Origin of the sequence: Cetobacterium sp. (assembly GCF_048470075.1) — a bacterium.
In the GTDB taxonomy this organism is placed as follows: Bacteria; Fusobacteriota; Fusobacteriia; order Fusobacteriales; family Fusobacteriaceae; genus Cetobacterium_A.
The window spans coordinates 1-13133 of record NZ_DBGBQB010000116.1 but is presented as its reverse complement, the minus strand read 5'-3'; the positions used below and the strand labels follow the sequence as shown (position 1 = coordinate 13133).

Below are 13133 nucleotides of genomic sequence, written 5' to 3'. Positions count from 1 at the left end.
CTTTTAAAAGAGTTTTCATTTGATTAACAATCTCATTTTTTGTTGATTGTAATCTATAAACTGGCTTATTTTTACTTTTAAAATAATCATACACATATCCAAAGGCTGTAAATACGCAGTGTACATTTCCCTTTATTAAATTTTTGATATGTTCATCTAAAAAATCTAGTTCCATCTTGTCCTCTTGATATTCTTGAACATCAACCCCATTTAGTTTTATTCCAAACTCATCTAAAGTCTCCAATAAAACTTTCTCCTCAACAATATCAAACCCAATTTTTAGATTGCTTATATCTTGATAGTCTTCTCTCAATTCCCATAGAGCTTTTAAAATACTTCCTGCCTCTCTATTTGAATAAACCATTGGTATATCTAATCCCAATTTACTCACTATTTCTGAGTGAACTCCTATTCCAGTAGAAAATATTCCATCTACTTTCCCCTTTAGCTCTTTTAAATTTTCTACAGAATCACTCAGTTGCTTTATTTCATAGGGTAAAAATGTTATATATGTATATTGTGGTTCTAACGTTTTTAAAATTTTTTTCACTGAGTCTGGATAACCGACAATAGCAATTTTCATTTACTACTCTCCCTAAATAAAATTTTTTATTTCCCGCAACACTTTTTATATTTTTTTCCTGATCCACAAGTACATGGATCATTTCTTCCTATTCTTTCCTCTTTTACTATTGTTCCCTGAAGAGGTAACCACCCATAATATAGCCATTGATTGTCCACTTTTACAAATCTACTTTTTTCATGATGTACAATCTCTTTTCCATTCTCTTTATAGAAAGCTTTGAATTCAACGATTCCCTCAGAATCATTCTCAGTTCCATTTTCAGTTGATACAATCTCCAGCCCTAGCCACTCTGAATTTAAGGCCCACTTTCTTGTCTCCTCAATGTCCATATTTTCCTTTGTTTCAGGGTGATGAGTTTCCACTATAAACTCTATATCTCCCTTTTCAAAAGCGCTATATCTAGCTCTCATCAGCTCTTCAGCAGTTTTAAAATTATTTGTCATTCTCTTTAAACTCCTCTATTTTTTTTAAAGTTTCTAACTCTTTTTCCATCTTTTTTACTTTTTTATAAATCTCATTTATTCTGAACTCTAAAGAGTTTAAAATCCAAAACTGGAAATGACTAGCTCTTTGTGACTCATAAAACATCCAAATCAATTTAATAACACTAAATAAAATAGCCACTTGTACCGCTAATGCTGGAGTAATTCTATTAAAAACTCCTCCCAGTAACAATAGTGCCACTATTATTACTATCAATAGTGTATTTACTACTTTATTTTGTTTACTATTTGACCCTCCTATTTGGCCTACAATATTTCTAATTCTTTCCTTTTCTTTCTGGAACTCCTGTAACTCTTCTCTTAATTGCTCTTCCCCTCTCAAATCTAACCCTCCTTAGCTTTTATACTCCCCAATCTCTTGGATATCTAAACTCTCTCCCTATTGTTCTCATAGATACCTTTGCTATTAAAGGAAGTTTTCTTTTGTATTGAGACATTTTAATTTTCCAAATAACTTTATTTACTATCTCTTCAGGGTATCCCATTTTTATGATATTCTCTTTTTTTTCTCTTTCATCTATAAGAGCAAATAGGATATCATCAGCCAATCTATATGAAAATCCTAATTCACTCTCATCAGTCTGACCTTCCCATAAGTCAGCACTTGGTTTTTTATCAATCAATGGTTGTGGAACACCTAAATGTTTGGATAGCTCCCAAACCTGTGTTTTATAAAGATCTCCTATTGCATTGATAGCTGAAGCTGCATCACCAAACTGAGTGCTATATCCTAACAGCATCTCTGTCTTATTAGATGTTCCCAATACTAAGGCTTTTTCTTTAGCTGAGTAATCAAATAGAATACACATTCTCTCTCTAGCCATTCTATTTCCTTTTCTTAACCCATCCATATCTGGATTCATTTGAAAATATGGTTCTACCATTGGAGTTATCTCTATTAATTTTGATTTTATTCCCAAATCTTTTACAACTAATTCAGCGTGTTCTATACTCTCTTTGCTTGAAGTTTTATAAGGCATAAGTATACCTAAAACATTTTCAGGCCCAAAAGCTTTTGCTGCTAAATAAGCTACCAGTGCTGAATCTATACCTCCAGAAAGTCCAAGAACTACCTTTGAAAATCCAACCTTATTAGCTTCTTCTTTTAAAAAATTTATCAATATTTTTTCAACTAAATTCAAATCTAAATCCAATTTACAACTCATTTTTTTCTCCTACTTGTATAAGTTTTTAATCTCCTCAGCTATATCCATATCTAAGCCAAACTTTCCTAACTTACAAGCTCTATAATCTCTTAAAAGGGTATATGTCGCTTGTTGTACATTTAAGTTTCCACCTTTTTGTAACATATTCATTCTCAGTGCAATTGATTCTATTATTCCTCCACTAACTTGGTCAAAATCCTCATCTAAAAGTTTATATTTTTCTTTTAAAACATCTTTTTTACCCATTTTTAGCATCTTTTCAATTAGAACACATGCCACTTCATCTATTGGAAGAATCTCATCTCTTATTGCACCAGTTATAGCCAAGTTATAGCCAACCTCTTGATTTTCAAACTTTGGCCATAAAATTCCAGGTGTATCTAGTAACTCTAGTCCCTCTTTAATTCTAATCCACTGTTTTCCTCTTGTAAATCCAGGTTTATTTCCTACACCTGCACTATTTTTACCAACTATTCTATTTATTAGTCTTGATTTTCCAACATTTGGAATTCCAGCTACCATAAGTCTTGTATTTACTTTTCTTAAGCCTTTTTTCATTAACTTTTCTTTTTTCTCTCTTGATACTTTATCTATAATTGTATATAGAGTTTTTATATTAAATCCTGTCTCTGCTGATAATTCCAACACTTCATCTGCAAAATTATTCTCTTTAAAGAACTTTTTCCAAAAGTTAATCTCCTCTTTTGTAACTAAATCTGATTTATTTATTACAATTACTCTTTTCTTATTTTTTGCAAAACCAGCTATATCAGGATTCTTACTTGATAAAGGAATTCTTGCATCTACAACTTCAAGAACAATATCTATCAATGGCATATTCTCCTTAATTAAATCCTTTGTTTTCTTCATATGCCCAGGATACCAGTTAATTTTTGTCATCGACATTTTTTCTCACCTCTATTTTTCATTACCCTTTATTAAAAGAACTATCTCTCCTTTTATTGGATTTTTCTCTAATCTATCTATTAACTCAGTTGTTGTTCCTCTTAAAATCTCTTCATAGATTTTTGTTATCTCTCTAACAATAACTACTTCTCTAACTCCTATAAATGTTTCAATATCTCTTAGAGTTTTTTCTATTCTGTGTGGAGATTCAAAAATAACAATTGTTCTCTCCTCTGTTGCCAATGATTTCAAAAGAGTTTGTCTTCCTTTTTTCTTTGGTAAAAATCCTTCAAAACAAAATCTTCTCGTAGATATTCCTGCTACTGAAGCTGCCGCTGTCATAGCACTTGGCCCTGGAATTGGAATAACTTTTATTCCTCTTTTTAATGCCTCATCTACCACTTCAAATCCAGGATCAGATATACATGGTGTTCCTGCATCTGTCACCAGTGCAATTTTATTACCATTCTCTAGCATATTAGCTATATTTGATACTTGATGCATCTTTGTGTGTTCATCATATCTATAAACTATCTTTTCAATTCCTAAATGATTCAATAACTTTTTTGTTACTCTCGTATCCTCTGCAAAAACAAAATCTACCTCTTCAAAAGTTTTTATTGCTCTTAAAGTTATATCATCTAAGTTCCCTATGGGAGTTGCCACTATATAAAGCATTTTTTACCTCATTTCCTCTATTTTTTCTGTAAAAGCTTATTCATCTCTTCAACAGCTCTATCCAATTGGATATCCTCTTTAGAGATTATTTTCTTAGCTTCCTCTTCACCTTTAACCTCTTTTATAATCTCATTTCTATTCTCTTTAGTTTCATCCTCATTTATGTTAGTAACGAAACCATTAAAAAATAGGAAATCATCCTTTTCTTCAACCAAAATATCTGGTTCAATTCCTTTCCCATGAATAGAAACTCCACTTGGAGTATAGTATTTTGCAATAGTAAGTTTTATTCCATCTCCATCAGGTAAAGGTAATAGTGTTTGAACACTACCTTTTCCAAATGATTTTTCTCCTATTAAAATTCCTCTTTTATAATCTTTTATAGCGCCTGAAACAATCTCCGATGCAGAAGCACTCCCTTCATTTATCAGAACTATTAATGGGAAATCTCCAAAATACTTTCCTTCTCTATATGCTATCTCCTCTTCTCCTGTTTTTCCTTTTGTACTAACTATTTTTCCTTCTGGAATAAACATTGATGAGATTTTAACAGCCTGTCCTAAAGAACCTCCTGGGTTACTTCTTAAATCTAAAATTATACCCTTAGCCCCTTTTTTTATTAAACCTTCTAAATCTTTTCGAACATCTTTATAGACATCTTCACCAAATTGAGTCAATCTTAGATATCCTATATCTTTTCCAATCATCTTACTTTTTACATATTTTAACTGTATAATTGATCTTTTCAGTTCAACATCTTTAGTTTCTTTTGCTTCCTCTCTATAAACTGTAAGTTTTACTGAAGTTCCTGGCTCACCTTTTAACTTTTTAACGCTTTGCTCACTTGTTAATTTATAAGTGCTCTCTCCATCTATTGCTATAATTTTATCCTTAGCTCTTATTCCTGCTAAATATGCTGGAGTATCCTCAATTGGAGATACTACAATTAAAGGTTCATCCGCTTTTTTCTGGATAACCATTCCAACACCCGCGTACTTTCCTTCAATATCCTCTTTAAAACTTTCTAACTCCTCTTTTGTAAAATAATTTGAGTGAGGGTCATCTAAAGATTCCATCATACCCTTTAGTGCACCTTGCATAAGTGTTGTATTTGTTGGATCTTTTTCATCACTTCCTACATGATTTTCTTTTATAATATTCATAATATCTGAAAGTTCTTTTAACTCTTTTATATTTGAAATAAATCCATTATCAACAGAATACGACGGCACTGTATTTGCAATCATAACTCCTGATAAAAGTAGTGCTGCTCCAGCATTTCTTAACAGTTTTATCATATGGCTCCTCCCAAGTTCTTTCCTTGTTTTACAACTGACTCTATGTTGATATGAGACTCCTCTTCTCCAATTTCAAATAGAGATATGTACTCTACATTTCCCTTTGTTCCTGTTATTGGCGAAAAATCTAATGATTTTAGTCTAAGACCAGATTTTTTAGCTTCTTCTACGACCATTTCTATTGCCATTATATGCTTCTTGCTATCTTTTACTATTCCACCCTTTTCGATATTCTCTTTTCCTACTTCAAATTGTGGTTTTATTAATGCCATTAATTTTGTATTCTCTTTAAAAAATTTAACTAAATGCTCTATCACCTTAGTTATAGATATAAAAGATACATCCATAACTATATAGTCCACTTTTTCATTATTTAAATCATCCAATGTTAAATCTTTTATATGTGTGTTCTCTAAAGATTTTACTCTTTCATCATTTCTTAATTTCCAATCTAATTGATTTGTTCCAACATCTACAGCATATACAAAAGATGCTCCATTCTGTAATGAACAATCTGTAAATCCACCTGTTGAAGATCCCACATCAAGGACCTTTTTTCCATGTAAGTCTAAATTAAAAACATTTATAGCTTTTTCTAATTTTAACCCTCCACGGCTGACATATTTACAAGCGTCACCTTTCACTCTTATTATAGGCTCTTCATCTATTTTTATAGATGTTCCAGGTTTATCTATTTTTTTTTCATTTATTATAACTAATCCAGCCATAATTGCTCTTTTTGCTTTTTCTCTAGTCTCATAAAATCCCTTTTCAACTAGTAGAACATCTACTCTCTCTTTCATTACTGTCCTTCCTTTTCAAAAATCTTATCATCCTCTAAATAGTTTAGTAGTGGATTTTCTAAAATAAGATTTTCAAACCCTAATCTATCAACCGCTTTTATTAATTTTTCAGTTTCTCTAACTCTCTTTGTGAAAAAGTCATCTCCTATTGGAATTTTCTTTTTACTCTTATAGTATCCCAATAACTGTTTTGTGTTTTTAAGTCTAAGCTCATGCTTTGCTCTTTTTAAACGATCTTTTATAACTCCTGTAGTACAGTTAAACTTCTTAGCTACTTCATCTATATTCATTCCTTCGCTCATAAGTCTTAAAATTTTATCCGCACCAATAGGGTTTATTCTATGATATTTCGCTGAATACATATCCGCTCTGTGAACTATATGAGCTTCCTTTGTATTTGGCTGTATTTTACCCCATTTCCCATGGTGTGATATAACTATGTGAGTTATATTTTTCTTTATTTTTTCTACAATTTTTAAATTTAAAGCCTCTTCTATCTCTGATAAAACTTTTTCAGCTTCTTTGATAATATATTCAGGTTTTTTAATCATCATTTGAGAATGAGAAAGTTTTTCATCAGCTTTCCTGATACTTCCCTTGCTCAAATCGTGAATAATCACTCCAACAACTATTGAAAAAAATTCCACCTTTTCTCTTGCTTCTTTTAAATCTCTGTAATCTCTTCTTATCTCTTCAAAAGAGATTTTTAAAACATCATATGTGTGAGTAGTTACTTTAACCCCCTGATCATCATGATGATCTAAATCTAAAACCATTTCATGGTTTAATAGAAGTTTTATAAACTTCAGTGCATTACTATTTTTCGCCATTAATGCTACCCTCAATTCTCTCTATTAGTTTTTTACCTCTTAGACCATAATCCTCTAACAGTATGTTTCTTGACCCATGAGGTATTGCTACGCTATCTAAAGCTATTATATTTATATTAATTTTCATTTTTTTCTCATTTAAAAATCTTAATACTTCATTTCCAAATCCACCTCTTTCATAACCATCTTCAAAGGTGAATATATTGTCATATTTGGAAAACTCATTAAAAATGAAATTCTCATCTAGAGGTCTTATAGATGAACAGTTTACTATAGTTCCGCCTAATCCTCTCTCTAAAAGTTTACCCTCAATCTCTAAAATCTCTTTTAGCATTGCTCCGGTTGTAAGATAAAGATTTCTCTCTCCCTCTCTCACTTTATTCCATTTTCCAATCTCAAATTTATGATTTAGCTGCTCTTTAATCTCAAATGCTTTACCTCTTGGAAATCTAATTGCTAGAGGACCCTCTTGAAAATCTTTTGAAAATTCTAGCATCTCTTCCAACTCTTTTCCTGTTGCTGGAGCCAAAACTCTATAATTTGGCATACTTAAAAACAGATTAATATCATGTATTCCTTGATGTGTTTTTCCATCTTCACCAACAATTCCTGCACGATCCACTATAAATCTTACAGGTAAATTTTGTAATCCAACATCATGTATCAATTGGTCTAATGCTCTTTGAAAAAATGTTGAATATATGGCCACATATGGCTTTTTCCCAGATATTGCCAATCCTGCTGAAAATGTAACTCCATGTCCCTCTGCTATTCCAACATCTATACACCTATCTTCAAATCTATTTTGAAACTCTCCCAAGCCAGTTCCTTTTACCATTGCTGCTGAAATTGCATAAATACTCTTGTCTTTTTCAGCTAAAGACACTAATTTTGAACCAAAAATGCTAGAATATGTTTTCCCTCCAGATTCAACCTCTCCAGTTTCTGGGTTAAAAGGAGATATTCCATGAAATTTCTCTTTATTTTCTTCTGCTAACTGGTATCCTTTTCCCTTTTCAGTTTTTACATGTATAAAAACTGGTCCCTCCATCTCTTTAGCTATATTTAATGTCTTTAAAATCTCTTCTAAATTATGTCCATCTATTACACCTAAAAATTGGTATCCTAAAACTTCTGATATGCTTGAAGGTAAAAAGAACTGTTTTACAGAATACTCTATTCTTTCCAAAACATTTTTTACTTGATTTCCCACTTTTCCTTTACTTATGATACTTCTAATATCTTTCCTTATATTCATATATACGTTACTTATCATCAATTTACCGAAAAATTTAGATAAAGAACCTACATTCTCTCCAATGGACATCTCATTGTCATTTAATATAATTATTAGATTTTTTAAATTCCCACCTATATTATTTAAAGCTTCCAATGAATGACCATTTGCAATAGAAGCATCCCCTATAACCACAACAACTTTATTTTTAGGATTTGCTTTTGCAATTCCTGCTCCTGCAGAAAGAGCACTTCCTGCATGTCCAGCTATAAAAAAATCAAAACTACTCTCTTTGGGATCCGAAAATGGTCCTATACCACCTTTTGTTCTCAAAGTGTCAAATTTCTCTCCTCTTCCTGTCAATAGTTTATAGACGTACGATTGATGTCCTACATCAAATAAAACTTTATCTTTTGGTAAGTCGAAAACTTCAACGATTCCTTGAGTTAATTCAACTACTCCCAAATTTGGTGCCAAATGTCCACCATTTTTACTTGTTATCTCAACTAATGTATCTCTAATCTCTTGGCTTTCTTTTTCCAACTTACTTATATAGTCCTTATCTACCCTCATTTTTTCCATCCTTAAGCCTGAATATAACCTTTAAATAAAAAGGCTACAACCACTCCTAATATAGCCCCTACTAATACTTCTAATGGACTGTGTCCCAAAAGTTCTTTTAATTTTTCATCATGTAATCTCTCTCCAACTTTTGCCGCAAATCTGTCCAGCAATGTGTTTAAAAGTCCTGCATGTTTTCCTGCTGCTCTTCTAATTCCAGCAGCATCATACATAACTACACCTGCTAAGACAAATGAAATGGCAAATATTGTACTTTGTGTTCCATGAGCTAAGCCTACTGCTGTACTTAATGATGCCATAGTTGAAGAGTGGGAACTTGGCATTCCTCCAGTTTCAAAAATTCTTTTCATATTTAGTTTTTTATCAATAAATATTGTAGTTACAACTTTATAAAACTGGGCTATAAACCAAGCTATAAATACTACATCTAGAATTCTATTTCCTAAAATTATTCCTTTTTCCATAGTTTCCCCACTCTCTTTTTAATTTTTTATTTAACTGCTTTTAACTCTAATGATATTGTTGGTTTATCTTGATTCTCTTTATAGAAAATTATAGTTCTTCCTATTATTCCAACAACTTCTGCCTCTATTGCATCAGCAATTTGATAAGCTACTTCATTCTTATCAGCTTCAGAGTTCTGAAGTATTTTTACTTTTATTAATTCTCTTGGAATTAATGCTTCTAAAACACCTTGTGCTAAAGTTTCTGAGAATCCCTCTTTTCCTATTCTAAATATTGGCTCTAAATTGTGAGCTCTCTTTCTTAAAAATGCTCTTTTTTTACTTGTTAAACTCATTTTCTCTCCTCTTTACTCTTTATTAATAATAATTTTTATACATCCATAATTATAGGCAGAATAACTGGTGTTCTTTTTATCTTGTTGTAGAAGAACTTCCCTGCTACATCCCTAACACTATTTTTTATAACAGTCCAATCCTTTATAGCACTATCCTCAAACTCTTTTAACTTTATTTTAATCTGCTCATTAGCTTCATTTAAAATTTCATCTGAGTCTCTTGAATATACAAATCCTCTTGTTACTATATCTGGCCCACTTAAAACTTTTCCTGTTTCTTTATCCAATGCGAATACAACAATAACTACTCCATCTTGCGATAGCTGCTGTCTATCTTTTAATACTATATGTCCTATATCTCCAACTCCAAGTCCATCAACTAAAGTAGCTCCCGCATTAACTTTTCCCTTTATTTTAGCACTAGATTTTGTAACTTCTACTTTACTTCCATTTGTTGCTATTACTATATTTCCCTTTGGAATTCCTGTTTCAATAGCTGTTTCTTTATGTGCTTTTAGCATTTTGAACTCTCCATGTACAGGCATAAAGTGTTTAGGCTTAATCAAATTAAGCATCAACTTTTGCTCCTCTTTACTCGCGTGTCCTGAAACGTGAATTCCAGCTATTTTTTTAAATACAACCTCTGCCTCATATTTTAAAAGACTATTTATATTGTTTGATACAGCTCTTTCATTTCCCGGAATTGGTGTTGCTGATATAATAACAGTATCTCCCTCTTTTACCTTAGTATGCTTATGCATATTTTTAGCTATTCTTGACAGTGCTGCCATAGGTTCACCTTGAGTTCCTGTACAAAGAATAACAACTTTATTATCTCTCATCTTATCCACATCAGATAAGTTTATCATAATATTTTCAGGTAGTTTTAAATATCCCAATGTTGATGCTATATCAAAAACTTTTATTAAACTTCTTCCATCTATTGCAATTTTTCTTCCATGTTCATGAGCTATATTTACAATCTGTTGTAATCTATGTACGTGAGATGCAAAAGCCGCTATGATAATTCTTCCTTTAGCCTTAGTAAACTCCACTTTAAAGGCTTCTCCTACGCTTCTTTCAGAAGGTGTAAAACCATCTATCTCTGAGTTTGTTGAATCTGAAAGTAGTAGATCTACTCCCTCTTCACCAATTTGAGCAAGTCTTAAGAAATCCACTCCATCTCCATCTACAGGTGTTAAATCTATTTTAAAATCTCCTGTGTACATAACTCTTCCAGCTGGTGTTGTAACAACAACAGCATAGGCATCAGCTATTGAGTGTGTCACACTGACAAACTCCACTTCAAAATATTTACCCACTCTAATTTTATCTCTTCCTTTTACCTCTCTCATTTTTGGAAGAATTTTAGAGACCTCTCCACTTTCAAACTTAGCTTTTATCAATGCTAATGTTAATTTTCCTCCATGAAGTGGAACACTCTTATCTATCTTTTGATATAGATATGGCACTGATCCTATATGATCCTCGTGACCGTGAGTTATAAATAACCCTTTTATCTTATCTTTATTGCTCTCTATATAACTAAAATCTGGAATAACTAAGTCTATTCCCAATAGCCCATCATCTGGGAATGTAACTCCAGAATCTATGATTATAATCTCATCTCTATATTGAACTAAAGTCATATTTTTACCAATCTCATCTAGTCCACCTAGAGGAATAACATACATTTTCTCCTCTTTCTCTGTCTTTAAAACTGGTTTTTTAACCTCTTCTTGAACCTCTACTTTTTTTGCTGGTACTCTTTTTTTAGGGGTCTGAGTTTTTGGTTGTTGCTGTGTTGTCACCTTAGTTTCATCAGTTTTTTTAGCTTCAGTTAAAACTTCAGCATTGGGAGCTTTCTCTCCCTGTTTTCCTTTATTATAATATTTTCTTCGTCTTGTTTTCTTCTTTGGTGCTTCTTTCTCCTTTTCAACAATATTTTCTAAATTCATTTCATCTCCTCATTGTAATATTCCAAATATTTGTCCACAAATTTTTTAGCAACTCCTCCAGCAACACGTCCTCCTCCTCCAGCTCCTTCCAATAGAACTGTAAATACAATTTTCGGTTGTTTGTCCGCTGGAAAATATCCTGCAACAAGAGCGTGTGTTTCATCAAACCTTGAGTTTTGAGATGATCCACTCTTTGCTCCTATAACCAATCCAGGGGTTCTCAATGCTTTTGTTGTTCCATTATCCTTTTCTACTGTGTTTATTAGAGCTTTATTTAAAGCGTCATAATACCAACTAGGATAACTGTTTTCATATAAGACCTCTGGTTTTATTTCTATTTTTTCATTACCATTTTCCATATAATCCACAACGTGTGGGACATATGCTTTTCCTCTATTTGCAAGTCCCATATAGGATACTGCAACTTGCATTGGTGTAGCCAGAAGATACCCTTGTCCTATAGACAAAATTATTGTATCCCCTTTAAACCATCCCTGTTTAAATCTTTTTCTTTTCCATTTCTCACTTGGCAAAATTCCGGCTCTTTCTCCATAAACGTCCACTTTAGATAGTTTTCCATAACCAAAATTTCCAGCTACCTCTATAATAGGCTCATGTCCAAATTGATCAGCGTATTTATAGTAATATGGATTAACAGATTCCACTATTGACTTTTCAAAATCAACAGTTCCATGTCCGCCTTTTTTCCAAGCTCTCCAACTCCATTTCCCTATACTATAGACACCATTATCATAAATTTTTGTTTTAGGATCCAATCCATTGTTAAAAAATGCAAAAGCTGAAAATGGCTTAAATACTGAACCAGGAGGATACTCCCCTGATATACTCTTATTTGTTAAAGGTTTTCTTGAATCATTTGTTATTTGATCCCAATCTTCCTGAGATATTTTTGAACTGAATGTTGTCAATGAATATGTTGGATAACTCACCATTGTTAATATTTTTCCTGTTTGAGCTTCTATTGCTATTAGTGCACCTGATAGATTCTCCTCTTCGAAAACTTTTTCCATATATTTTTGTAATCTCATATCTAAAGATAGATGAAGATTATATCCTGGAATAGGATCTTTGCTTTTTTCAATTTTTTGAGCTTTATTTAAAGCATTAACCTCTATGTAATCATAGCCAGGTTTTCCTTTCATCTGTAAGTCATAGACCTTTTCTATTCCTGTTTTCCCCACAATATCTCTTGGAGAATACCCTTCATCCTTTAGTGATTCATACTCTTTTTCTGTTATCTTCTTTACATATCCAATTGTGTGAGCTGCCAATGAATCATATATATACTTTCTTTTAGAATAACTTTGTACCTCTAAATATGGATAATCCCCAATTTTTTCCATTAGCTTATGAGCTAAATCTAAATCCAAATCTTCAACTAAAATATTTTCTTTAGTATAGGGAACTATTTCACCATATTTTATTCTTCTTTGTAAATAATCTTCACCGTATCCAGTAACTTCACTCATCTCTTTTAACTGTTCACTATTAACGCTTCTTTGGTTCAAGTAAACCAATCTATAACCTAATGTATTTGTAACAACTAATTCACCATTTGAATCATATATGTTTCCTCTTTCAGCATCAATTTTTCTTAATTTTACTCTATTTTTTTGAGCTAAATAGTTATATTTATCTTTTTGTAAAATTTGTAAATATGCCATTCTACTTCCTAGTAAAACAAATACTAGAAAAACAAATACTTTATATATCTCTCCTCTGAATTCAAAGCTCTTCCCTAACTTTATTCCTAGATCTTTTTTCAC

13 protein-coding genes and 1 pseudogene are annotated in these 13133 nt (G+C 31.9%); all 14 read right to left on the bottom strand.

What is annotated here, in order from left to right; genetic code table 11:
* A pseudogene (locus ACMOUI_RS04330) lies at positions 1-583 on the bottom strand (hypothetical protein); the annotation flags it as partial.
* 26 nt (positions 584-609) lie between these two features.
* The gene (locus ACMOUI_RS04325) at positions 610-1029 is read right to left on the bottom strand and encodes a YchJ family protein (RefSeq protein ID WP_418964511.1); all 420 of its coding nucleotides are present in this window, start codon (positions 1027-1029) and stop codon (positions 610-612) included.
* The gene (locus ACMOUI_RS04320) at positions 1019-1411 is read right to left on the bottom strand and encodes a hypothetical protein (protein WP_418964510.1); all 393 of its coding nucleotides are present in this window, start codon (positions 1409-1411) and stop codon (positions 1019-1021) included. The genes ACMOUI_RS04325 and ACMOUI_RS04320 overlap by 11 nt, the downstream gene beginning before the upstream one ends.
* A 19-nt stretch (positions 1412-1430) precedes the next feature.
* Complete coding sequence (locus ACMOUI_RS04315; protein WP_418964509.1) at positions 1431-2255, bottom strand: NAD+ synthase; 825 nt, start codon at positions 2253-2255, stop codon at positions 1431-1433.
* 9 nt (positions 2256-2264) lie between these two features.
* Entirely contained in the window at positions 2265-3161 is an 897-nt protein-coding gene (ylqF, locus tag ACMOUI_RS04310) for a ribosome biogenesis GTPase YlqF (protein ID WP_418964508.1), read from the bottom strand.
* A gap of 12 nt (positions 3162-3173) precedes the next feature.
* Positions 3174-3839: a 16S rRNA (cytidine(1402)-2'-O)-methyltransferase gene (rsmI, locus tag ACMOUI_RS04305; protein WP_418964507.1), complete on the bottom strand. Its 666-nt coding sequence runs from the start codon at positions 3837-3839 to the stop codon at positions 3174-3176.
* Between the two features lie 17 nt (positions 3840-3856).
* On the bottom strand, positions 3857-5137 hold the full coding sequence (locus ACMOUI_RS04300) for a S41 family peptidase (protein WP_418964506.1): 1281 nt from the start codon (positions 5135-5137) through the stop codon (positions 3857-3859).
* The gene (locus ACMOUI_RS04295) at positions 5134-5940 is read right to left on the bottom strand and encodes a TlyA family RNA methyltransferase (RefSeq protein ID WP_418964505.1); all 807 of its coding nucleotides are present in this window, start codon (positions 5938-5940) and stop codon (positions 5134-5136) included. Before ACMOUI_RS04295 ends, ACMOUI_RS04300 begins: the two co-directional genes overlap by 4 nt.
* The gene (locus ACMOUI_RS04290) at positions 5940-6770 is read right to left on the bottom strand and encodes a phosphohydrolase (protein WP_418964504.1); all 831 of its coding nucleotides are present in this window, start codon (positions 6768-6770) and stop codon (positions 5940-5942) included. The genes ACMOUI_RS04295 and ACMOUI_RS04290 overlap by 1 nt, the downstream gene beginning before the upstream one ends.
* Positions 6757-8580 carry a 1-deoxy-D-xylulose-5-phosphate synthase gene (gene dxs, locus ACMOUI_RS04285; protein ID WP_418964503.1) on the bottom strand — a complete coding sequence of 608 codons (1824 nt, stop codon included), beginning with the start codon at positions 8578-8580 and terminating at the stop codon, positions 6757-6759. Before dxs ends, ACMOUI_RS04290 begins: the two co-directional genes overlap by 14 nt.
* A gap of 11 nt (positions 8581-8591) precedes the next feature.
* Positions 8592-9053 (bottom strand): divergent PAP2 family protein, encoded by a 462-nt coding sequence (locus ACMOUI_RS04280; RefSeq protein ID WP_418964502.1) that lies wholly within the window; start codon positions 9051-9053, stop codon positions 8592-8594.
* A 26-nt stretch (positions 9054-9079) separates the two neighbouring features.
* On the bottom strand, positions 9080-9388 hold the full coding sequence (yhbY, locus tag ACMOUI_RS04275) for a ribosome assembly RNA-binding protein YhbY (protein WP_418964501.1): 309 nt from the start codon (positions 9386-9388) through the stop codon (positions 9080-9082).
* Positions 9389-9423: 35 nt separating this feature from the next.
* Complete coding sequence (locus ACMOUI_RS04270) at positions 9424-11346, bottom strand: ribonuclease J (protein ID WP_418964500.1); 1923 nt, start codon at positions 11344-11346, stop codon at positions 9424-9426.
* Positions 11343-13133, bottom strand: a complete 1791-nt coding sequence (gene mrdA, locus ACMOUI_RS04265) for a penicillin-binding protein 2 (protein ID WP_418964499.1) — start codon at positions 13131-13133, stop codon at positions 11343-11345. The genes ACMOUI_RS04270 and mrdA overlap by 4 nt, the downstream gene beginning before the upstream one ends.